General features: G+C 45.4%; 21 protein-coding genes. 12 read left to right on the forward strand and 9 right to left on the reverse strand.

Translation table 11 applies throughout. The features are described 5' to 3' along the window. The first annotated feature begins 444 nt into the window (after positions 1-444). The 4 genes from alr to AAKU64_RS05725 are packed head-to-tail and all read left to right on the forward strand — an operon-like array spanning position 445 to position 5,268. Entirely contained in the window at positions 445-1,719 is a 1,275-nt protein-coding gene (alr, locus tag AAKU64_RS05710; protein ID WP_354361722.1) for an alanine racemase, read from the forward strand. Beyond that, the gene (locus tag AAKU64_RS05715) at positions 1,716-3,011 is read left to right on the forward strand and encodes a D-amino acid dehydrogenase (protein ID WP_354361724.1); all 1,296 of its coding nucleotides are present in this window, start codon (positions 1,716-1,718) and stop codon (positions 3,009-3,011) included. The genes alr and AAKU64_RS05715 overlap by 4 nt, the downstream gene beginning before the upstream one ends. After that, positions 3,008-3,643: a hypothetical protein gene (locus AAKU64_RS05720; RefSeq protein WP_354361726.1), complete on the forward strand. Its 636-nt coding sequence runs from the start codon at positions 3,008-3,010 to the stop codon at positions 3,641-3,643. The genes AAKU64_RS05715 and AAKU64_RS05720 overlap by 4 nt, the downstream gene beginning before the upstream one ends. Positions 3,644-3,663: 20 nt before the next feature. After that, positions 3,664-5,268 carry a sigma-54-dependent transcriptional regulator gene (locus AAKU64_RS05725; protein WP_354361728.1) on the forward strand — a complete coding sequence of 535 codons (1,605 nt, stop codon included), beginning with the start codon at positions 3,664-3,666 and terminating at the stop codon, positions 5,266-5,268. Positions 5,269-5,331: 63 nt separating this feature from the next. Here the strand turns inward: AAKU64_RS05725 and yacG are convergent, their stop codons facing one another. The 7 genes from yacG to ispB form a co-directional block, all read right to left on the reverse strand. Further along, positions 5,332-5,523, reverse strand: a complete 192-nt coding sequence (gene yacG, locus AAKU64_RS05730; protein ID WP_354361730.1) for a DNA gyrase inhibitor YacG — start codon at positions 5,521-5,523, stop codon at positions 5,332-5,334. A 109-nt stretch (positions 5,524-5,632) separates the two neighbouring features. Then, positions 5,633-6,388 carry a cell division protein ZapD gene (zapD, locus tag AAKU64_RS05735; RefSeq protein ID WP_354333991.1) on the reverse strand — a complete coding sequence of 252 codons (756 nt, stop codon included), beginning with the start codon at positions 6,386-6,388 and terminating at the stop codon, positions 5,633-5,635. Between the two features lie 92 nt (positions 6,389-6,480). Then, positions 6,481-7,122, reverse strand: a complete 642-nt coding sequence (coaE, locus tag AAKU64_RS05740) for a dephospho-CoA kinase (RefSeq protein WP_354361732.1) — start codon at positions 7,120-7,122, stop codon at positions 6,481-6,483. After that, entirely contained in the window at positions 7,122-7,988 is an 867-nt protein-coding gene (locus AAKU64_RS05745) for a prepilin peptidase (RefSeq protein ID WP_354361734.1), read from the reverse strand. The genes coaE and AAKU64_RS05745 overlap by 1 nt, the downstream gene beginning before the upstream one ends. After that, complete coding sequence (locus tag AAKU64_RS05750; RefSeq protein ID WP_354361736.1) at positions 7,988-9,220, reverse strand: type II secretion system F family protein; 1,233 nt, start codon at positions 9,218-9,220, stop codon at positions 7,988-7,990. Before AAKU64_RS05750 ends, AAKU64_RS05745 begins: the two co-directional genes overlap by 1 nt. A 12-nt stretch (positions 9,221-9,232) precedes the next feature. Continuing rightward, positions 9,233-10,960 carry a type IV-A pilus assembly ATPase PilB gene (gene pilB, locus AAKU64_RS05755; RefSeq protein ID WP_354361738.1) on the reverse strand — a complete coding sequence of 576 codons (1,728 nt, stop codon included), beginning with the start codon at positions 10,958-10,960 and terminating at the stop codon, positions 9,233-9,235. A 197-nt stretch (positions 10,961-11,157) separates the two neighbouring features. Continuing rightward, positions 11,158-12,087, reverse strand: a complete 930-nt coding sequence (ispB, locus tag AAKU64_RS05760) for an octaprenyl diphosphate synthase (protein ID WP_503012691.1) — start codon at positions 12,085-12,087, stop codon at positions 11,158-11,160. Between the two features lie 366 nt (positions 12,088-12,453). Between ispB and rplU the strand changes: the two genes are divergently transcribed. The 4 genes from rplU (at position 12,454) to proB (ending at position 15,738) form a co-directional block, all read left to right on the forward strand. Beyond that, positions 12,454-12,765, forward strand: a complete 312-nt coding sequence (gene rplU, locus AAKU64_RS05765) for a 50S ribosomal protein L21 (RefSeq protein WP_262835192.1) — start codon at positions 12,454-12,456, stop codon at positions 12,763-12,765. Between the two features lie 38 nt (positions 12,766-12,803). Then, positions 12,804-13,061: a 50S ribosomal protein L27 gene (rpmA, locus tag AAKU64_RS05770; RefSeq protein ID WP_322121437.1), complete on the forward strand. Its 258-nt coding sequence runs from the start codon at positions 12,804-12,806 to the stop codon at positions 13,059-13,061. Between the two features lie 313 nt (positions 13,062-13,374). Further along, positions 13,375-14,484, forward strand: a complete 1,110-nt coding sequence (obgE, locus tag AAKU64_RS05775) for a GTPase ObgE (RefSeq protein ID WP_322121438.1) — start codon at positions 13,375-13,377, stop codon at positions 14,482-14,484. A 135-nt stretch (positions 14,485-14,619) separates the two neighbouring features. Further along, positions 14,620-15,738, forward strand: coding sequence for a glutamate 5-kinase (gene proB, locus AAKU64_RS05780; protein WP_354333979.1), 1,119 nt, complete (start codon positions 14,620-14,622; stop codon positions 15,736-15,738). Between the two features lie 489 nt (positions 15,739-16,227). Here proB and AAKU64_RS05785 read toward each other — a convergent pair whose 3' ends face one another. Both AAKU64_RS05785 and AAKU64_RS05790 read right to left on the reverse strand, forming a co-directional pair. Beyond that, the gene (locus AAKU64_RS05785) at positions 16,228-16,791 is read right to left on the reverse strand and encodes a CNP1-like family protein (protein WP_354361742.1); all 564 of its coding nucleotides are present in this window, start codon (positions 16,789-16,791) and stop codon (positions 16,228-16,230) included. A 2-nt stretch (positions 16,792-16,793) separates the two neighbouring features. Beyond that, entirely contained in the window at positions 16,794-17,411 is a 618-nt protein-coding gene (locus AAKU64_RS05790; RefSeq protein ID WP_354361743.1) for an RNA pyrophosphohydrolase, read from the reverse strand. Between the two features lie 327 nt (positions 17,412-17,738). Here AAKU64_RS05790 and AAKU64_RS05795 point away from each other — a divergent pair, with 327 nt between their 5' ends. The 4 genes from AAKU64_RS05795 (at position 17,739) to AAKU64_RS05810 (ending at position 21,631) form a co-directional block, all read left to right on the forward strand. After that, positions 17,739-19,475: a proline--tRNA ligase gene (locus AAKU64_RS05795; RefSeq protein WP_354361745.1), complete on the forward strand. Its 1,737-nt coding sequence runs from the start codon at positions 17,739-17,741 to the stop codon at positions 19,473-19,475. Positions 19,476-19,640: 165 nt separating this feature from the next. Continuing rightward, positions 19,641-20,201, forward strand: a complete 561-nt coding sequence (locus AAKU64_RS05800; protein ID WP_354361764.1) for a lytic transglycosylase domain-containing protein — start codon at positions 19,641-19,643, stop codon at positions 20,199-20,201. Positions 20,202-20,259: 58 nt separating this feature from the next. Beyond that, positions 20,260-20,928: a hypothetical protein gene (locus AAKU64_RS05805; protein ID WP_354361747.1), complete on the forward strand. Its 669-nt coding sequence runs from the start codon at positions 20,260-20,262 to the stop codon at positions 20,926-20,928. A gap of 10 nt (positions 20,929-20,938) precedes the next feature. Continuing rightward, the gene (locus AAKU64_RS05810) at positions 20,939-21,631 is read left to right on the forward strand and encodes a hypothetical protein (RefSeq protein WP_354361749.1); all 693 of its coding nucleotides are present in this window, start codon (positions 20,939-20,941) and stop codon (positions 21,629-21,631) included. Positions 21,632-21,790: the final 159 nt, after the last annotated feature.

Here is a 21,790-nt window from a genome sequence, read left to right on the forward strand (position 1 = left end):
GTCACCATTACGTAAGCCTTAATCGGTCATATTTATCTGAATATGAATCTGAGCGCGTTTCTGTTGTGGTGAACTATGGATTTACACCGTTTTGCCTGTGTGTATTTCACTACAGTGAGTAATTCCACGTATTGTTTCTTATTGCCAATACTGAAATCATCCAAATTCAAATCGATTTTTTGAAGGTTTTCTCGTCTTTTCTATTGTGTCGTATTAGAATTGATACACTGTATTTAAATCAATACGGCAGTTGGATTGCAACATGCACTAGAAGAAAATCTCTAAATTTGTTCTAATCCCTATTAGCTGTATTGAAAATGATACACGTCGTTTTGGGTGATTCAGATTAAAATTTTCTAAGTCCATGAATTGATTCAATAAAATATTGTGGCACGGCGATTGCTAAGAAGAATCCCATGTGATGATCACAACGGAGATGCGCAGATGCAGCTAATAGCAGAACAGTCAGCGGAATATTCAGTAAAACATTCTGGAGCAGCTGGACGTGCCGGCGCCGTGCTGACAATCAATCTGCAAGCTCTGCGCTATAACTTTCGTTTTCTGCAAAACAAACTAGGCCAGGCTCGATGTGGCGCAGCCGTTAAAGCAGATGCCTATGGTCTGGGCGCTGTAAGAGTCGCCTTAGCCTTGCAAGAAGAAGGCTGCCGCGATTTTTTTGTGGCACATCTTGATGAGGCAATTGCACTCCGTCCCCACTTGTTAAAAGACAGCATGTTGTATGTCATGCACGGGGCGCCAGTCGGATATGAGGCTGAATTTTTAGAACACGCCTGTACACCCGTTTTAAATAGTTTGGAGCAAATCGCCGCATGGCATCGCCTTGCTCAGGCCAAACAAACCTCCTTGCCTGCATTTATTCAAATCGATACAGGTATGTCGCGCATGGGCTTATCGACTAAAGAGGTCAATGCCTGGATTGCTGATCCCTCCTTAACCCAAGGCATTGCTATTAGTCACCTGATGAGTCACCTGGCTTGCGCAGAAGATCAGCAGCATCCAATGAATCAGCAGCAATTACAGACCTTTAAAACCCTGCGCGCTCAATTGCCCGCTTGCGCCGCTAGCTTGGCAAACTCTTCCGGTATTTTTTTAGGCCCTGACTTTCACTTCGATCTTGCTCGTCCCGGTGCTGCTTTATATGGCGTAGCACCCGTTGCCGGGCAAGAAAATCCTTTGCAGGCAGTCGCTTTATTGCAAGGCAAAATCATCCAGATTCGCGATATTCCTGCGGGTACTGGCGTTGGCTACAGTCTGACGTATCGCAGCCAGCAGCCGCGCAAGATTGCGACCGTGGCCGTTGGTTATGCCGATGGCTGGATGCGTAGCCTGAGCAACCGTGGCGTGGCACATATAGCTGGCCAGCCTGCGCCTATGGTCGGCAATGTGTCAATGGATACGATTACGCTGGACGTCAGCGATATTGCGCCGGAGAGTTTATATCCTGGCGCAGCGGTAAACCTGCTATCTGCTACTAACACAGTCGATATGGTCGCCAAACTGGCTGGCACGATCGGCTATGAAATCTTGACCAGCCTAGGGCAGCGTTATTATCGTGAATATACCGATGCCGTTTCTTCTGGATCTTCCAGCTCTAGTTTGTCTATCGATTCCGAATTACAGCATCAAAAATCTCAGCATAAAGTAATAAGTCATTCCGGCACTGTCAATACAGACGCCATTAAGGGGGAAGCACAATGAAAGTAGTCATACTCGGCGCAGGTGTGATTGGTACGGCATCGGCTTATTATCTGGCGAAGGCGGGACATGAGGTCACGGTGATAGAGCGTCAGCCTGCTGCAGCTCTGGAAACTAGTTATGCCAATGCAGGTGAGGTTTCCCCTGGTTATTCGGCACCGTGGGCTGGTCCAGGTGTGCCAATGAAAGCTATTAAATGGCTAATGATGAAACACAGTCCGCTGGCGATACGTCCTAGTTTAGATCCTCATATGTGGCGCTGGGTAACCCAGATGCTGTTTAACTGCACAACCAAGCGCTACGAAATCAACAAAGGTCGTATGTTGCGGATGGCAGAATATAGCCGTGACACTTTGCAAGAATTACGTGCCGAGACAGGTATCCATTACGACGAGCGCACCCAAGGCACTTTGCAATTGTTCCGGAATCAGGCTCAGGTGGAGGCGGCGCAAGCAGATATCGCTATTTTGAAAAGTTATGGCGTGCCGTATGAGTTACTGGAAAAAGCAGCGTGTCTGGCAGTGGAGCCAGCTTTAAAGCATGTGCAAGAGAAGTTCATCGGTGCTTTGCGTTTGCCCGGCGATGAGACTGGAGATTGCTTTAAATTTACTCAAAATCTAGCCAAATTGGCTGAGGATTTGGGAGCTCAGTTTAAGTACGGCGTCAGCATAGAAAAATTGCTGCATGAGGGCGATAAAATCACTGGTGTGAAAACCTCAGCAGGTACTTTTCAGGGTGATTCTTATGTACTTGCTCTTGGCAGTTATTCGCCAATATTACTACGTGAGCTGGGTATCAAAATCCCTGTCTATCCGATTAAAGGCTATTCAATCACCATCCCTATTACCGATGTGTCAGGCGCACCGGAATCCACCGTGATGGATGAAACCTATAAGGTCGCGATTACACGACTAGGAGACCGTATCCGCGTCGGCGGCACGGCTGAAATTACTGGCTATGACTTGAGACTGCGTGAAGATCGTCGCGCAACGCTGGTGCACTCTGTTACCGATTTATTCCCGCATGGAGGCGATATAGAAAAGGCTGAATTCTGGACCGGTCTGCGTCCGATGACGCCTGATGGCACGCCAATTGTTGGCCCTACGCCTTACCGTAATTTGTATCTCAATACTGGACATGGCACCTTGGGTTGGACGATGTCTTGTGGCTCTGGCCGCTTCATCGCTGATGTCGTATCCAACAAACGTCCGGCAATTTCTACCGAAGGCCTGTACATGGATCGTTATGGCAGCGTCAATCGTCCCATCATTGTCTCTAAGGAGCTACAAGCATGAATTTGATTGAACGCGAACATTTGGTTTCTACTACAGAGATATTTGCTGACCCGACCTTGAATATGCGTTTTTATATCGCAATTGAATTATTAGCGCAGATTGTGATGGTAATGCCCCGCACAGCAACGGTCGCTTCATTGGCGCAGGCTACCGGTAAAACACCAAGACTGGTACGTTCGATATTGTCCACCTTGAGCAAAGATGGCCTAGTCGCACGGGATGTAAAAGAGAAGGATGCCTGGCATTGCCGCTCTTGTAACGGGATTATTACGCTGGCCGATATTTATCGTTGCTTCTGTCTGGCAGAAGAAAAAGCTGTCGCTAAAGCAGAAGAAAAAGCGCGTATAGAATCCGATGCAAAAGCAGAGCAAGCAGCAATTGATGCTGAGGCTAATGGAGATTCTGAGCAAATAGCGGATCGTTCTTCAGAGCGCGATAAGCAAACCAGACCCCGTAGCTCAAACCAACAAAGTGTTGATCTGTTGATGATGCAAGTCAAAATGACGGTTAATCGTGCGGTGTTCCAGCAACTAGAGCAATTTGATCTTGGGCGCTTGCGCGGTTTGGCATCGACCACCAGTTTTCGCAGTCATAACGCACGGCCACGTGGTTACATTCCGGAACCGCATTAAACTTGATTTGATCGGCTCCAATGCGCATTAATATTCAGTTTAAAGACAGAGTTGGTATTGCGCATGAAATATTGGCAGTGTTTGCTCTGCGTGGTTTGAATGTAGTTGGCGTAGAGGTTGATCCGCCGAATATTTATATTGATAGTCCAGAGTTGTTGGAGTTCATGCTGCCATCTTTGCAGCAAGACTGTGACCAAGTGCGTGGTGTCGGTAAGATTAACGTTCTGGATATTTTGCCTGGTAAACGCCGCCGTCTCAACTTAGATACCGTGATGGCGGTGATGGAAGATCCCGTACTTGCTATTGACGCTAATGGCAAAGTTGTCATTGCTAATGCCGCCGCGGCTGCCGTGTCCGGTATGACGGAAGACATTCTTTGTCAGAAAAATCTACGTGATCTGCTCGAAGATCCTCTGGTCGAGCACGAATTGATTACCCATTCTTTTCATGTACCAAGTCGGGAAGTCATTCTCAATGGCGAGCCGTTTTGGATGGACGTAACTCCCGTCTCTGAGACTTTGTCAAATCCACATATATCCAGTCCAGCAATCAGCCAGACAACCAGTCCAACTGATATAAAACCCAATGGTCAGACTGTGGGTGCCGTACTGACTTTGCACGCCCCAAAGCGTATGGGAGGGCGGTTACATGCGCTACAGCATTCTGAGGGTAGCGGTTTTCATTTCATTATCGGTGAGTCCGAGCAAATCAAGGCGCTAAAAGTACGTGCAGCTAAAGTGGCTGTCGTGGATGCACCCTTGTTGATTACCGGTGAGACAGGGACCGGTAAGGAGTTATTAGCGCAAGCTTGCCACGGTGTCAGTGCTCGTAGCAACGCGCCTTTTCTGGAATTGAACTGTGCCGCTTTACCTGAGAGTTTGGCTGAGAGTGAATTATTCGGTTACATGTCCGGCGCCTTCACCGGCGCGCAACGTGGCGGTAAACCAGGCTTGATAGAAATGGCGGATGGCGGTACCGTATTTTTGGATGAAATTGGCGAAATGTCACTCTACTTACAGGCGAAGTTATTGCGTTTCCTGAATGACGGTAAGTTTCGCCGCATCGGCGGTGATAAGGAGGTCAAGGTTAATGTCCATATCATTAGCGCCACCCATCGTAATTTGCGCAAGATGGTACATGAAGGCTTGTTCCGTGAAGATCTGTTTTATCGGCTGAACGTACTTCATTTAGAAATGCCAGCCTTACGCGAACGACCAGACGATATTTTGCAATTAGCCCGGCATTTTATTGAACGCGCTTGCACTCAGGCGCAAAAGCCCGTATGTCGTTTGAACTCGGCCGCTTGCGCCGCGTTGTTGTCTAATCGTTGGCCTGGTAATGTCCGCCAGCTACAGAATGTCGTTTTTAGAGCGATCACCATGTCTGACCAGCGTATATTAGACGCAGCAGATTTAGATTGGGCTGAGGGTAGTATCACGGCAGACGAGGTCCATATTGATGCTGCCGAAAGCTGGGAGCTGTCCGTTAGAGAATTTGAATCAGCCTTGCTAGAAAAGCTCTACTCACAATATCCATCTAGCCGCAAACTTGCTGCCAGATTAGATACTTCACACTCGATGATCGCGGCTAAACTCAGGAAATACGGCATACCTCAAAAACGTTGATGCTTATCCCTCACATTGATTTTTGAAGGGCAATCAAGAGCAAGCAGGTAGATTTAATGAGAGTTAATGACTTGATTGTGATAAATCTTCGTCAGGCTCTTCTGGTAAGTTGACTGCAGGGATTGTATATTTTTCTTCAGCCCACGCGCCCAAATCAATTTGTTTGCAGCGATCAGAACAAAAAGGGCGGTAAGGACTAGCTTCCGACCAAACCACTTTTATGCCGCAAGTAGGGCAATCTACAACTGTACTCATATAATTAATTCCAACTAAAGACGATCAGCGCATTGCACGATATCGCCATACAAAAACTTTTATAGGCACTCAACTCAAGTTTTATGAGTAGTGCGTAGCAAACAAAAAATTAGAAATTACAAAGTGTCAGATCAAATGGAATATCGCTTTCAAATGCCTTAGGTTTCATCGTTCCGTCTTGCGACATAAAGCGTATCCAAAGCATATATTTATTAGCAGAAATTTCTGGAATAGCGCCCATATCTTGTACTAAAGTGACGCGTAACAGCTGATAAATTTTCCCTTGTAGCATTTGCTGATAACTGCCTGTTTGTGCAATAACTTTTGTAGTTACACCAGACTCACGTAATAACCTCAGCACAATATTGATCGCATCAAATAGAGGAGCTATAGGTGCAAACCAGTTAGAGATATCGGCAAAGCGTTTTTCAGAGGTATTTTTTTGCCAGGCATGATAGCTAGGGAGATCAAATTCGCAAGCGCCGCCTGGAATAATGGTGCGACCGCGAATACTCATCAACCATTCGTTATCGCGAACATTTTGCCCAGTCTTACCTGTGGAGGCAATCAGAGCACTACTTGCACGATCAACTTCGTCCAGAATTTGATCCAGCATATCCGCTTGTACATTCGGATTTGATTTGAAGCTGATGAGAGTATGTTTTTGTCGTTCTAGTTCTTGCAGTAAATCAGACTTGAGGTCGGCACGACCAGCAACCTCCAGCATTTCAAAAATGGTGGACAGTGCGACGTGATGCTGCATAGGATCAGATTGATGTAGAAAAAAAGTGAATTTTTCATACAGATCTTCTAGCCGCAATAACGTGCGAATACGCTCGTTAAAAGGGTATTCGTAAACAATCAAAATAATGTCCTTGTTTAAATTGGTGCCAACGCGCAAGTGCCATGTGATTCTGAACCATGCTGAGTAAAATTACAAACGTTGTATGATGATTATTAGTCATTTTCCTCGAGATTAATCAAGGATGATTTGGCTAATTGCAGATATTGACTGTGCAACTTTATAACCTGCTCATGAATCTGCGTTAAATCGCCCTCATTAAAAATAATATCGTCGGCGGCTTCAAGTCTTTGTTCTCTACTGACTTGAGCGCGCATGATGGCTAGTACTTGCTCTTGACTCAATCGATTTCTTGCCATAACACGACTAATTTGAGTTTCTTCCTGGCAGTCGACTACTAATATTCGGGTGACTTTTTGTCTCCAATTGCTAGATTCGACCAATAGGGGAACAACAAATATAGTGTAAGCGCCATTTACGTTTTTTGCCGCTCGATTTGTTTCTTGACGTATTAACGGGTGAAGAATATTCTCAAGTTGTAATTTCTTTGCTGGATCGGCAAATACGCATTCGCGCATTTTTGCTCGATCCATTGCTCCATCAGGTTGAATAAACTCTGCACCAAATTCATTTTGGATCGGTTCAATAGCTATTCCATTGGCTGCAGTAAGTTCATGGGCGATTAGGTCAGTATCAACCAGACTTGCGCCGAGCTCTGCGAACATATTGGCAATAGTAGTTTTACCACTCCCAATACCTCCCGTCAGACCTAAGGTAAAGGCGTTTGTTGCATGCATTAGCCTAGTAATCCCAAATAGTGCTGAGACAGCGTTTTCCCCCAAACTAGCGCAATTAAACCCGCTCCTGCCAAATAAGGGCCGAATGGAATGGGATTATTTCTACCCATTTTTTTAGAAACGATCATGCTAATACCAACTACAGCACCGACGGCCGAGGAGAGCAACACAATCACAGGTAGCATGCTCCAACCCATCCACGCGCCAAGCGCTGCGAGTAGTTTGAAATCTCCATAACCCATGCCATCTTTTCCAGTAGCTAGCTTAAACAACCAGTAGATTGACCATAGACTTAAGTATCCAGCAACCGCACCGATCACTGCATCAGTAAGTGGTACGAAGCTGGCATTCACGTTAATTAAGAGACCGCACCAAAGTAATGGTAGCGTTAGATCGTCAGGCAATAATTGAGTATCGGCATCTATAAATGTCATGGCAATTAGAAACCAGCCAAATAACACTGCTCCCAGTCCTGCAAGCCCACTGCCAAAATGCCAGATCAACAAAGCGGATATCGCGGCAGTTAGTAATTCTACTATTGGATAACGGATAGAAATTGGTGCTTTGCAACCTGCGCATTTACCACCGATCATTATGTAGCTAATGACGGGGATATTTTCTACTGCGGTAATTTGATGTCCGCAATGAGGGCATGCAGAGCGCGGTACCATTAAATTATAGCGATCTGTATGAGGCAGTGCTTCCCCTTTCTCACTGGCCACGTAATTGTCAGATTCACGCTGCATCATCTTTGGAACTCGATGAATTACAACATTGAGGAAGCTACCAACTAACAAGCTAATAATCCCGATTGTGCTAGCGCTTATCCAATTTTCTGGCACGGTAAAAAAAATTAATTCCCACATTAAACGACTGATCCCAACTTGAAAATTGGTAGATACATCGCAATAACCAAGCCACCAATGATGACACCAAGTATCACCATAATCAGTGGCTCCATCAAACTTGATAGATTAGCTACTGCCTCATCTACTTCTTCTTCATAAAAATCAGCGACTTTACCTAGCATTTGATCTAGCGAGCCGGATTCCTCGCCAATAGAAACCATTTGTGTAACCATGTTTGGGAAAACGTTGGAGTTTTGCATTGCAACGGTAAGGCTAGTACCTGTGCTTACTTCAGTTTGTATCTTGATTGTGGCATCTAAATAAACTGCATTTCCAGCAGCACCACCTACCGAGTCTAATGATTCAACTAGGGGTACCCCTGCTGCAAACATTGTCGATAGAGTGCGAGTCCATCGCGCGATGGTCGCTTTTCTGATCACAGCACCAAATATAGGTGCTTGAAGAAGTAATTTGTCCATAGCACGTTGCATTTTTAACGAACGTTGCCATGATTGAAAGAAAAAATATAGGCCTCCAAATATACCCCCAAATATCAAATACCAATTTCTTACGAAGAAGTCGGAGATACCCATAACGATCAAAGTTGGCGCTGGAAGTTCTGCACCAAAACTTTTAAACACGTCCTTGAATGCTGGAACTACCCAAATCATAATCACTGCTGTAACAATGAAAGCCACGGACAGAATAGCTATTGGATAAGTTAGTGCAGATTTAATCTTCGCTTTAATTGCCAGAGTTTTTTCTTTATAAATTGCCAATCTAGTCAGTAGATCTTCCAAAATACCTGCTTGCTCACCAGCACCAACTAAGTTACAAAATAGAGGATCAAAATATAAAGGGAATTTACGGAATGCCTGACTTAAGCTTGTGCCTGTTTCTACGTCTCCTCTAATATCTTGCAATAGTTTAGATACCGACGGGTTTTCGTTTCCCTTAGCGACGATATCAAACGACTGTAGTAGAGGTACACCAGCCCGCATCATGGTTGCTAATTGGCGAGTAAATAAGGTTATGTCTTTATCCGTAATCTTTTTACCTGATGTATAGCTTTTTTTCTTAACCTTGCTTACTAAAACACCTTGGCGTCTTAGCGTCGCGTTGACTATCGCTTCACCTCCAGCACGTAATTCTCCGCGCACAGTTTTACCAAATTTATCTTTACCTTCCCAGGCGTATAAATATTCTTTAATTTGTGATGTTTTAGGTGATGCTTTTGGTGCGGTAGCCATATTGCTATCCTATTATTCGTTTGTACAACCAAGGATTTCTTCCAAGCTAGTCAGTCCTTGCTTAACTTTTTGCAATCCAGATTTTCTGAGACTTCTTACACCTTCTTTTTCGGATTGCTTTTCAATCTCTAATGACGTTCCGTTCGCCAAGATAATTCGTTCAATTGCCTCTGTGATTGGCATAATTTGATAAATGCCAACACGACCTTTGTAGCCGCTACCACTGCAGCGCTCGCAACCTACCGGGTGATAAGGTTTCCAGGTCCCATCTAGCTCTTCATCCTTAAATCCTGCCTGCAGAAGAACTTCGTCTAACACATCAGCAGGTTTTTTACAGGTACAAAGGCGTCGAGCTAACCGTTGAGCCGTTATCAAAATGACCGATGAGGCAATATTAAACGGTGCTACGCCCATATTCATCAGGCGAGTCAACGTAGACGGAGCATCATTAGTATGCAAGGTTGAGAAAACCATATGACCGGTTTGCGCTGCTTTGATGGCGATATCGGCAGTTTCTAAATCGCGAATTTCACCAACCATAATGACATCGGGATCTTGTCGTAAAAATGACTTTAAAGCAACAGGAAACGTCAAGCCTGCCCTATCATTAATATTAACTTGATTGACGCCAGGTAAATTAATTTCAGCAGGATCTTCAGCGGTTGAAATATTGATGCCCGGCTTATTAATGACGTTAAGGCATGTATACAAAGAAACGGTTTTGCCTGAGCCGGTTGGCCCTGTCACTAATACCATGCCGTACGGACGTTGTATGGCATTCATCAGAATCTCTTTTTGATCAGGATCGTAGCCTAGCGCATCAATACCCATTTGCGCTTGAGATCCATCCAAAATACGCATAACTATTTTTTCGCCAAATAGTGTCGGCAATGTGCTTACCCGAAAATCAATCGCCTTAGACGCTGATAAAACTAATTTCATTCGACCATCTTGCGGTACGCGTTTTTCAGAGATATCTAATTTAGAGATAACTTTGATACGTGAAACTAATTTATCTTTAATAGCGATTGGCGGCTGGGCTATCTCACGCAACTCGCCGTCAACCCGAAATCTGATACGAAAAAATTTTTCGAAAGGTTCAAAATGTAAATCGGATGCACCCATATTGATCGCATCGATTAACATCTTTTGTAAAAATCTAACTATCGGAGCATCATCAACTTCTGCCGCCTGTGCATCAGACGCTGCTGAATTAATATCCTCTTCTTTAAACTCAATATCGTAGTCGTCGCCAGCTATATCGCTCAGGCTTTGCTCAGAAGTCTTACCGAGTTTCTCTAATAACTTAAGTAGTACATCGTGTTGTACAACTACAATTTCTATCCCTAAGCCAGTCTGAAATTTAATTTGATCTTGAGCTGACGCATTAGTTGGATCGGAAACAGCTAAGGAAATTTTGTTGCCACGTTTTGCTAGCGCAATGATGCGCTGTGTCTGCATCAGTTTTGAGTCAACAATTTTTTCAGGTAAGGTTGCTTCGTTAAAAACACTTAGGTCAACTAAAGGATAGCCAAATGTCTCAGAGCAAAATGCAGCAAGATCTCTTGCGTTGATCAAGCCGCTTTGCAACAAGCTGTCGACGAACGGTTTTTTTTCTAACTGAGATTTTTTTTGAATGTCGTCTATTTGTGATGCTGGCAAAACATTACCTTGGATTAGCGCTCTGGCAAGTCCTGAGGTTGGTAGGGCTGGAGTCGTATTCGGTAGAACTGCTGACATAAGATCTCACATAGGGCTCTTGCGTAAATTGATCAATGTTATCGTTGCTTTAAGATAATGCAACCAAGCACCTCTTTTGTAAAGGAGTGCACATCATTTGTTTAATGCATTTTGCTTAAAATAGTATAAATAAGCACAACTACTTAATGTAAACCACCCTAAATCACCTAGATCAGAGTCTTCAAATCAGTAAAGAATTAATGATTTCTATCAACCGAAAATTTACAGAGAGCCAATAATGCATCTTTGTATCGACTGTCTTGGAGATGCTGAATTGACTCAATTGCTCGATCCGCGGCCTTTATCGCTTTTGCACGAGTGTAGTCAAGTGCCCCTGATTTAGTTATTGCTTCGAGTATCACATTAAACTTGGATTCATCTCCTTGTTCTATGCAGCTGCGGACAAGGTTTTTTTCTTCGTCAGTACCATTTTTCATTAAGTAAATTAGGGGCAGTGTTGGTTTTCCCTCTCTTAGATCGTCGCCTACGTTTTTTCCTATATCTGCCGCGTTACCAGAGTAATCCAGTACATCATCAATTAACTGAAATGCTGTTCCAAGTGAGCGGCCATATTCTGCGGCAGCCTCAATTTGCATCGCGTCGGCACCAGAAATTAATGCGCCTACTTGTGCTGCTGCTTCAAATAATTTTGCGGTTTTTGAGCGAATTACCTGCAGATAGCGCTCCTCATTTACATCGGGGTCATGCATATTAAGTAGCTGTAATACTTCACCCTCTGCGATCACATTAGTTGCATCCGCCAGAATTTGCATGATTTGCATACTATTAATTGAAACCATCATTTGGAAAGCGCGGGAATACAAGAAGTCGCCAACCAACACTGATGCGGCGTTACCAAACATGGCATTTGCAGTTTTTCGCCCGCGACGCAAAGAGGATTCATCAACTACGTCATCGTGCAACAAGGTTGCCGTATGAATAAATTCAATAATTGCAGCTAGTTCGTGGTGCTGAGTGCCTCGATATTGATGGGCGTTAGCAACCAATAATACCAACACCGGGCGTATTCTTTTGCCGCCAGCATTGATAATATATTCAGCAATCTGATTGACTAAAGGTACTTCGGAGTGAAGCTTATTTCGAATCACCTGATTAACCGCAGCCATGTCGGTTGCGATGGATTCTGTGATACTTATTTGAGGTGATGTTGTGGCAGACAAGGCGGTACCTGCTAAAAAATGCGTGTGAGTACGTAAGATAAGCATAGATTATACGATGCCAAGATGATTTCGCGTCAGGCCGAAACACTATGAGACTTATTCTTGCAATGACTTGCTGAGGCAGACTCTTATTTGGATGTTGATTTGTAAGAATTGCCTGCGCTTATTCGTCTCAGCGACAATTTGAGGAAAGTTTTGACGTCGGAGCTAAGTCTATGTATAATTGGAGGTTTTCCCGATTTATAAGCTTCATTTTTGGTTTATTCGGGGAATAAAAAAATCGATTATTAATATCATTTGATGAGGTTTCACATGTACGCGGTCATAAAAACCGGTGGCAAACAATATAAAGTTGTCGCTGGTGAAAAACTTAAAGTAGAACAGATACCTGCAGACATTGGCTCCGAAATCACCATTGATCAAGTGCTCGCATTGGGCGCTGGTGACACCATTAAATTTGGTGCTCCCTTGGTCGCAGGTGCTACGGTGCTGGCTACGGTAATTTCGCAAGGTCGCCACGACAAAGTGCGTATTTTCAAAATGCGTCGTCGTAAGCACTACCAAAAGCGTCAAGGCCATCGCCAAAATTACACAGAACTGCAAATCGTTTCTATCAACGGCTAATCCCGTTTGATTTAATCAGAATCCAAAGGAGCTAATAAATGGCACACAAAAAAGGCGGCGGCACCACGCGCAACGGCCGTGACTCAGAGTCAAAACGCTTAGGCGTTAAAGTTTACGGCGGCCAAACTATCAATGCTGGCGGTATCATCATTCGTCAACGCGGTACACGCGTTCACCCGGGTGAAAATGTTGGTATGGGCAAAGATCATACTTTGTTCGCATTGATCAACGGTAAAGTACAGTTTGCAATCAAAGGTGCAGCTCAGCACCAATACGCGATTGTTGTAGCAGCGTAATAGCTCGTTACAGACAGTACAATAAGGCGTAAGCCTGACGAAAAAGGCTCTGCCGTTGGTGGAGCCTTTTTAGTTTCAAAAGATCCTGTATAAATCTGTTGTCGGTATTTTAAACACGGTTTACACAAAGATTTATACAAGCTCTTTTTAGTAAGTGGTCTTGCATTGCTTGTTTTAATGGCAGGTTTTAAGCATCAAGCCACAGTTCCTGCTACTCTTTTTGACAAGGGTAGAGGATTAAGGCGCATTCGCTATTGATATTGAATTAATAGTTAATTTATAACGAAGCGCGCCGAATTTATAGGTGAAACAAATGAAATTTATCGACGAAGCACGAATTGAAGTAATTGCTGGTGATGGCGGAAATGGTGTCGCCTCCTTCTGTCGTGAAAAATTCCGCCCATTTGGCGGCCCTGATGGCGGTGATGGCGGTAAAGGTGGCAGCATTATTGCGGTAGCTGATCGCAACATCAACACATTAGTTGATTTTCGCTACGCAAAATTACACAAAGCGCGCGATGGGGAAAACGGTCGTGGTGCAGATTGCTATGGTAAAGGTGCAGACGACATTTTGCTACGTATGCCAGTCGGTACCTTGATTATTGATCGAAATACGGATGAATTGATTGCTGATTTAACCGAGCATGAGCAGCAAGTTGTATTGGTCAAAGGCGGCGAGGGTGGCTGGGGGAATATTCACTTTAAATCGTCGACCAATCGTGCGCCGCGTCAACGTGGCGACGGCAAAGAAGGCGAACGTCGTGAATTGCGTTTAGAGCTGAAAGTGCTGGCTGACGTTGGTTTGCTCGGCTTGCCAAATGCCGGTAAATCCACGTTTATTACCGCAGTATCGAACGCACGGCCTAAGATCGCTGATTATCCGTTCACGACATTGCATCCTAATTTGGGTATGGTTCGTGTCAGCCACGAAAAAAGTTTTGTGATTGCCGATATCCCTGGTTTGATCGAAGGCGCTGCGGATGGCGCTGGCCTAGGTATCCAATTTTTAAAGCATTTACAACGCACAGGTTTGCTGCTGCATATCGTTGATCTGGCACCATTTGATGACAGCGTTGATCCGGTCAAAGATGCAAAAGCGCTGATCAAAGAACTGCGTAAATACGACGAATCTTTATACGAGAAGCCACGCTGGTTGGTGTTGAATAAGCTCGATATGCTGAACGAAGAAGAGCGTAAAAAGAAAGTTAAAGACTTTGTAAAACGTTTTGGCTGGAAAGGTCCGGTATTTGAGATTTCCGCCTTAAATCGTGAAGGCTGTGAAGATTTAGTCACTGAAATTTACGCCTATCTTGCTGAAAAACGCATGCAAGAACAGCGTTCGCAAGAGACTCAGATGAAAGAAGAAGCGCAGGGTATTTTATCGATCGATCCTGACGATCCTCGCTTTAAAGTGCTTGATTGAGTTTCAACTGAATTTCAATTGAGTTTCAACTGAATTTCAATTGAGTTTCAGTTGAACTTCAGCTGAGCTTCATCCCCAGTCGTCGCTGCACTCGCAGCGACGTTCTCCATACAGTTTTGTTCGTAGCGCACACCTATGCATTCTGTCATCCAGCAAGCCAAGCGGCTTATCATCAAAGTCGGCTCTTCTCTAGTGACCAACGATGGTAAGGGACTAGACCATCAAGCGATACAAAAGTGGGCCGCGCAAATTGCAGAATTGCGACAGATGGGCAAAGAGGTTGTGCTGGTCAGTTCCGGTGCGATTGCTGAGGGTCGTCAGCGCCTGGGATTTGATAAGCGCCCGACCGGCATTCACGAATTACAAGCCTGTGCCGCAGTCGGCCAGATGGGGCTCGCGCAAATTTACGAAAGTAGTTTTCGCGCACATGGCATAGGTACCGCCCAGATTTTGCTGACGCACGCCGACTTGGCTGACCGCGAACGTTATCTGAATGCGCGCTCCACCTTATTTACGCTGCTGCGTTTTGGCATCGTCTCCATCATTAACGAAAACGATACGGTCGTTACTGATGAAATCAAGTTTGGCGACAATGACACTTTGGGCGCATTGGTAGCGAACTTGATTGAAGGTGACGCGCTGATTATTCTGACGGATCAAAAAGGTTTGTACACTGCCGATCCGCGCAAACATCCCGATGCGCAATTTGTGCATGAAGCTAAAGCGGGCGATCCCGCGTTGGAGGCCATGGCTGGCGGCGCTGGTTCTAGCTTAGGAAGCGGCGGTATGCTGACTAAAATCCTGGCGGCCAAACGCGGCGCTAGTTCTGGTGCGCATACGGTGATTGCTTGGGGGCGTGAAGAGAATGTTCTGGTTCGTCTGGCTCAGGGTGAAGCGATTGGTACGCAATTAATTTCTCAGATGGCGCCGTTGGCAGCACGTAAGCAATGGATGGCAGATCATTTGCAAACCGCTGGACAATTGATATTAGACGCTGGCGCAGTTCAAAAATTGAGCCGTGAAGGTAAATCCTTATTGCCTATCGGCGTGTTGGATGTCAAAGGTGAGTTTGGTCGAGGTGCCGTAGTCACTTGCTATAACGAAGCAGGGCAGGCAATTGCCCGCGGACTCAGCAATTACACCAGCACAGAAGCGCGCCGGATTAAGCGCCACCCGTCCACCGAGATTGCACAAATTCTTGGTTTTGTGGAAGAGCCAGAATTGATCCATAGAGACAACATGGTGTTGCTTTAACCAAGATTTTCCATTACGCGCACCAGAGGTGCTATCTGAGTGCTGACGGCGCCTTTTCGGTCATTTTTGACGTTCTTCGTTGCTTATGGCTCGCCATGAATGCCTTAGTTAGAAAAAACTCACATCAAAACTGCCTCGAAAAGTCCATCCGTCATCAACTCAAATCCTAATGGAAAATCTCGGTTTAATCTGGTTTCAGCTGAAAGCGAATCAAGTAAAACGGGGAGGTGGATGTTAGTACGTTGCTGGCGCTATTTCTTCGGATACTTAAAATAAAATGAAAAAAATGAGGGGGTGTATTGATATACTCCCCCTCATTTTTTTGAAAATTGCTCTATTGCCCAATGATTCTATGGACGATTAAATATACTAGTGATGAGTATATTTTCTTGACCTAATTGTCGTGTTCTCAAAAAATGTTATAGCTGTTTGCAAATGCTGCGTTGACCATTGCTGCTATACAGCGACTGGCAAGCTAGACTTCAGTAGTTAAAGCGGCTTTAGTGGTTGCCGTTTTTTCAGCCGTTCTAGCATTGCCGGCGCTTTTCCTGCAATGGTGTTGCCCTCGCAAAAATAATCCGTGAATAAAGTCGAATGTTGTTTGTTCGCGGCCAATGCTTGAATGCTATCCCATTGATTACGGCGAGAACGTGACCAACTGCCATCTGCGCGCCCGAATGCGTACAGTTTTTTCTCGTAAGTGCTGCAGCGAATTCCCTCGTAACTGACATTCTTCGCACCAGAACTGCTGATCGATACCAGTGTGTACCTGACGATGCCATCGCTGGTAATCGTCAGCGATTTAGCATCGACAGAAAACGCCTGATTATCACTGTTATAAAATGGCAGCAGATTCGTGGCTTGAGGCGCTTCAGGAAGTTGCAAGGCAACTTCTTTCCACTCCTTCTCTGCATCCTCGTCGTCCATGGGTTGCGCATGCAAAGGTGCAAGCAAGCTAGCCATCAATATCAAACCTAACATCGGGTTTTTGATCATAGTGCGTGAAGTTATTTTTCGCGTCGTTGTTTGTGTCATCTTTTGCGCCATCATCATAGTCACTCAGGTTTATCTTGCGCAGCAGGTAGCTCTACTATTGCCGGAGCGATTTCGATCTCACTTTTCTCTGCGTCTGTATCTGTATCCAACCCGGCTTGTAGCTTGGCCGGACCATTAGCCTGGCGCGCAGTCCCCAAGCGCTCAGTACGATGAACAAAGCGCGACAATTCCTGCAGAGCCAATTGATAAACGCCCCGTTTAAATTCAATCACTACGTCCAGCGGCACCCAATACTCGTGCCAGCGCCAGGCATCAAACTCAGGATGATTGCTGGCACGCAGGTTAACGTCACAATCGCGCCCCAGCATCCGTAGCAAAAACCAGATTTGTTTTTGCCCACGGTAATGTCCACGGATTTCACGTTTGATGAAATGATCGGGCACCTCATAGCGCAGCCAGTCGCGGGTACGACCGATGACTTTGACATGCTCAGGCAACAAACCGGTCTCTTCTTCCAGCTCGCGAAACATCGCTTGCTCGGGTGATTCTCCGTATTTGATACCGCCTTGCGGAAACTGCCAGGAGTGCTCTCGCACCCGTTTGCCCCACCAAACTTCGTTGTTGGCGTTGAGCAATATAATGCCTACGTTAGGCCGGAAGCCTTCACGATCTAGCATGATCTTACCTCGAAACTTTCTGCCACTAAACGTTCTGTTACCCAATTTGTCATTGGAATTGTTATGACACCAATCAACAAAGTGCTTGTAAATACACAGAAAAAATTGCCCGTTTTGATTTTATAAAAACGTCATTTTTTTCACTTCAAGTCGTCACTCTGTGGATATCACGTCGATGTCATATCGATCTAACGCTGATTTCAGGTTTATTTCACACCTATCAAGCGTTTTTCCATCATCAAATTGGTAAACAGTGGGCGCATTAGTCAGCTAATCCTTTAAAATTGAGTCGATTATAACCCTCAATTTTTGAAAAGAATCATTGTCATGCGCGCTACACGATTTTTTATTTCCACTTTAAAAGAAGCTCCTGCCGATGCTGAAATCGTCAGCCATAAACTGATGATGCGTGCCGGGATGATTAAACGTCTTGGTTCCGGTATTTATAACTATATGCCGATGGGTTTGCGTGTGATCCGCAAAGTCGAAGCGATCGTCCGCGAAGAGATGAATCGTGCTGGTGCGATTGAAATGTTAATGCCCGTGGTGCAACCGGCAGAGCTGTGGCAAGAGACTGGCCGTTGGGACAAAATGGGGCCGGAGCTGATGCGCGTCAAAGACCGGCACGGTCGTGACTTCGTAATCCAGCCGACGTCGGAGGAAGTAATGACGGACGTCGCCCGCGCTGACATCAAATCCTATCGTCAGCTGCCGCTGAATTTTTATCATATCCAAACCAAGTTTCGTGATGAACGTCGCCCCCGTTTTGGTTTGATGCGTGGTCGTGAATTTACGATGAAAGACGCTTACTCTTTTGATCGTGATGTCGAAGGCATGAAAAAATCCTATCAGGCGATGTATGACGCTTATGTCAGAGTATTCAATCGCTTTGGCTTAGAGTTCCGCGCCGTGGCTGCGGATAACGGCGCGATTGGCGGATCTGGCTCGCATGAGTTCCACGTTATTGCAGAGACCGGCGAAGACGCTTTGGTATATTGCCCGACCTCCGATTACGCAGCGAATATGGAAGCTGCCGAGGCCGTATCTTTGTTCACGCAACGTCAGGCTGCAACACAAGTCCTGACTAAAACGGCGACACCAGGCAAGGCCAAGTGTGAAGACGTCGCAGCTCTGTTGAATATCCCGCTGGAGCGCACGGTTAAATCGATTGTGCTGACAGTCGAGACAGAAGAAAAAGAAAAAATCACTAAACAAGTCTGGCTATTATTACTGCGTGGCGATCACGATTTGAATGAAATCAAAGCTAATAAAGTCGCCGGTTTAGCCAATTATCGCTTTGCCACAGAAGATGAAATTGTGGAGCATTTCGGAACCAAGCCAGGCTATCTCGGACCTATCAACACTAAATTACCCGTCAACATTGTGGCAGATCGTACCGTCGCCATGATGGGGGATTTTGTGTGCGGCGCAAATGAAGAAGACTTCCATTACACCGGCGTGAATTGGGAACGTGATTTGCCAGAGTCTTTGGTCGCTGATTTGCGTAACGTGGTTGCTGGTGATCCCTCCCCAGATGGTAAAGGTGTATTAGCGATCCAGCGTGGGATTGAAGTTGGTCATGTGTTTCAACTAGGTACGCGTTATTCGCAAGACATGAAAGCCACTTTCTTAGATGAAAACGGTAAACCGCAGTTTTTACAAATGGGTTCTTACGGCATCGGCGTGACCCGGATTTTGGGTGCAGCGATTGAGCAAAATTTTGATGAAAAAGGCATAGTCTGGCCGCTGGCACTGTCACCTTTTGAAGTCGTACTTTGCCCGATGGGCATGGATAAAAGTGAAGCCGTCAAAGCAGAAGCAGAAAAGCTATACCAAGCCTTGCTGGATGCGGGCGTTGATGTCATGTTTGATGACCGCGGCGAGCGCCCGGGTGCGATGTTCGCTGATTGGGAGTTGATCGGCGTGCCGCACCGTGTCGTGATTGGTGACCGTGGTCTGAAAGAGGGCAAGCTGGAATATAAAGGTCGTCGGGATGCAGAGGCGATCGAATTACCTGTTGCTGAGATGCCTGCGTTTATCCAATCTAAGATTCAAGGGAAATAAGATACAAGGATGGAGTATTTTATAAGGTCCATATCTTTCCTGCTTAATAAGCCAGTTTTTAATGATACTCCCGTAAAAATCGGTAATTTTCATAGAAAATCTGGTTTTTTGAGTCGCTTGCTTAGTGCGTTTGGTCTGTGTGCTTTTCTGACTGCCGGTCCGGTAATGGCTGGCAATCAGAAAGAAGAAGCGATGGCAGATTCGGTACGGCTAGCTTTGTCCAAAGCCGTTACCGATTCGCGCCCGCCCAAACCCAGTTTCGACAATATCAATGAGCGCATCGATTATTTGCTGTGGTTGGGCGAGATGTCCGACCGCCTTAAGCGCAGGATTCCTGACGCGAAGACAAGGCAAGAATTGCTGGAGGCGATATGGTACGAATCCAAACGCGCAGGGCTAGAACCAGCGATGGTGCTAGGACTGATCCAGGTCGAATCCGCTTTTCGTAAATACGCGACATCGGTGGTCGGCGCTCGCGGCTTTATGCAGGTCATGCCGTTTTGGTCGAAGACGATTGGTGACGGTGACGCACAAAAGCTATTCCAGATGCAAACCAATCTACGCTATGGTTGCTCGATTTTGCGCTTGTATATCGATATGGAAGCAGGCAATTTATATCTTGCTTTAGGGCGCTATAACGGTAGCCGTGGACGCTCGGAATATCCGAATGCGGTATTAGCCAATTGGAAGAATTGGGAATACAAAAAAGACGCAACTAAACACTAAAAAAGAAGTCAGACAAGTATGGAGCTGGAATAAAATTGGACTAAAAAAAGGTGAAGCATTGCGTTTAAATGAAAAAAATCCGGTACGCTGGACGTGGTTTTTAGTCATTATCGGAGTGCATATTGCCTTTCTTTTTTTGTGGCCAAAAGCAGAATCACGGCATGAAAAAAAGCCAGCATTGACGGAGCTGGTAATTCAATTACTGCTCCAGCCCACACCTCTTCCGCTCTTAAAGCAACTACCACCGGTAGCGACTTCCCGCCAGATTAAGCCCATATTACCGATTGACCCAAAAAATAATCCATCTAAAAAAGATTTAGCGAAGCCATTAGCATCGCAAAATATTTCCATACCGATCACAGACGAAAGTCTGGCGAATACGCCGAATACGCCGATTACGTCGACTACTAATCCGGCGATCAGCTCAGAGACTAAGCTTAATTTAGATGTACGTAAGATCAGTAAGGATCTGTTAGCAGAGCAACGTCCCACCCAATTCCCTGCCAGGCCCGCCGCATCTTCTTTCATTGCTTTTGCAAATAATGTGGCAGCGGCAGCGAGACCGCGAGACACCACCGCACAGAATTTTGTGATGCCAGACGGTACTCATATCACTAAAATGATTACACCCAGCGGTACCTATTGCGTGATCGCCGCTAATGCAGCCGGTGGCAGCACAATCATTGCGCGAGAAATTTCCAGGGTGGTTAATTGCGGTAATTTATAAAGGAGGCGCTTTGGATTTAAATCTTACAAAACCACTGCGCTGGCCCTACTTACTATTGGTTGCCGCAATCCATGGTGCTTTATTTTTTGCATGGACGGACACGACGGTTTATAAAAAAGCGAACGAGCCATCATCTGCACTTTTTGTAGTTCTGATTCCTGGCAATGCATTAGTGGTGCCTCAGAAAAAAGATGTGAATGAGTCAGAGAGTAAGCCAGCTCTCAATGCGCGAGAGAGTGTACTAAAACATCATGAGCAAAAAATAATCGCATCCTCGGTTACTGTCATCAAAAACGAGAAGATCGCTAAGACCAAAACAACTAATGCACCTGTCAACACACCAATGATAGCGACTGAGAGCCAAGCAAGGCCCACAACACCAGCAAGTCAGGCGATGGTTGATAAAGGCCTCAACACCGATATAACTAACATCACCAAGGGATTAAAAACCGATTTTGAAGCCCGTGATCGCGTTACCCTAAAACCATCTGCATCTCCGATGAGTAAGCTGGGGCAAAAAATCGCAGCAGCAGCGACCACGCAAAGAGAGGGCTATCACGAAGAGCGTGTGCTCCTAGGCGATGGTCGCCCAGTCACCAAAGTTATTACGCCATATGGGACTTACTGCATATTGCACAGAAAACCAGGAGAAATCATTGGCAATGAGTTGGCCGCGGTGCCAGTAACTTGTGGCAATTTGTAGGCGATCAATCTACGTAGCAGAGATCAGGCTCGAAAGGGATGGATTGAATATACTCCCCATTATTTTTTAAAAATATGTCTGATTGTCCAAGCATTATATGGACAATTAGAAAATACCCTACCCGAGTATTTTCTAATTAAAAACAAAAAAGCCCGCGCG

The sequence above is a fragment of the Undibacterium sp. GrIS 1.8 genome (genome assembly GCF_040544445.1).
Taxonomy (GTDB): Bacteria; Pseudomonadota; Gammaproteobacteria; order Burkholderiales; family Burkholderiaceae_D; genus Undibacterium.

Excerpts from the sequence above, each read along its gene's own strand:
- ispB (WP_503012691.1), bottom strand. The coding sequence starts at position 12,087 with ATGGCTGCGGTTAATCAGGTGATTCGAAATAAGCTTCACTCCGAAGTA.
- rplU (WP_262835192.1), top strand. The coding sequence starts at position 12,454 with ATGTACGCGGTCATAAAAACCGGTGGCAAACAATATAAAGTTGTCGCT.
- coaE (WP_354361732.1), bottom strand. The coding sequence starts at position 7,122 with ATGCATGCAACAAACGCCTTTACCTTAGGTCTGACGGGAGGTATTGGG.
- yacG (WP_354361730.1), bottom strand. The coding sequence starts at position 5,523 with ATGAGTACAGTTGTAGATTGCCCTACTTGCGGCATAAAAGTGGTTTGG.
- obgE (WP_322121438.1), top strand. The coding sequence starts at position 13,375 with ATGAAATTTATCGACGAAGCACGAATTGAAGTAATTGCTGGTGATGGC.
- alr (WP_354361722.1), top strand. The coding sequence starts at position 445 with ATGCAGCTAATAGCAGAACAGTCAGCGGAATATTCAGTAAAACATTCT.
- AAKU64_RS05800 (WP_354361764.1), top strand. The coding sequence starts at position 19,641 with ATGGCTGGCAATCAGAAAGAAGAAGCGATGGCAGATTCGGTACGGCTA.
- AAKU64_RS05785 (WP_354361742.1), bottom strand. The coding sequence starts at position 16,791 with ATGATGATGGCGCAAAAGATGACACAAACAACGACGCGAAAAATAACT.
- proB (WP_354333979.1), top strand. The coding sequence starts at position 14,620 with ATGCATTCTGTCATCCAGCAAGCCAAGCGGCTTATCATCAAAGTCGGC.
- pilB (WP_354361738.1), bottom strand. The coding sequence starts at position 10,960 with ATGTCAGCAGTTCTACCGAATACGACTCCAGCCCTACCAACCTCAGGA.
- AAKU64_RS05745 (WP_354361734.1), bottom strand. The coding sequence starts at position 7,988 with ATGTGGGAATTAATTTTTTTTACCGTGCCAGAAAATTGGATAAGCGCT.
- AAKU64_RS05715 (WP_354361724.1), top strand. The coding sequence starts at position 1,716 with ATGAAAGTAGTCATACTCGGCGCAGGTGTGATTGGTACGGCATCGGCT.
- AAKU64_RS05790 (WP_354361743.1), bottom strand. The coding sequence starts at position 17,411 with ATGCTAGATCGTGAAGGCTTCCGGCCTAACGTAGGCATTATATTGCTC.
- AAKU64_RS05725 (WP_354361728.1), top strand. The coding sequence starts at position 3,664 with ATGCGCATTAATATTCAGTTTAAAGACAGAGTTGGTATTGCGCATGAA.
- rpmA (WP_322121437.1), top strand. The coding sequence starts at position 12,804 with ATGGCACACAAAAAAGGCGGCGGCACCACGCGCAACGGCCGTGACTCA.
- AAKU64_RS05795 (WP_354361745.1), top strand. The coding sequence starts at position 17,739 with ATGCGCGCTACACGATTTTTTATTTCCACTTTAAAAGAAGCTCCTGCC.
- AAKU64_RS05750 (WP_354361736.1), bottom strand. The coding sequence starts at position 9,220 with ATGGCTACCGCACCAAAAGCATCACCTAAAACATCACAAATTAAAGAA.
- AAKU64_RS05720 (WP_354361726.1), top strand. The coding sequence starts at position 3,008 with ATGAATTTGATTGAACGCGAACATTTGGTTTCTACTACAGAGATATTT.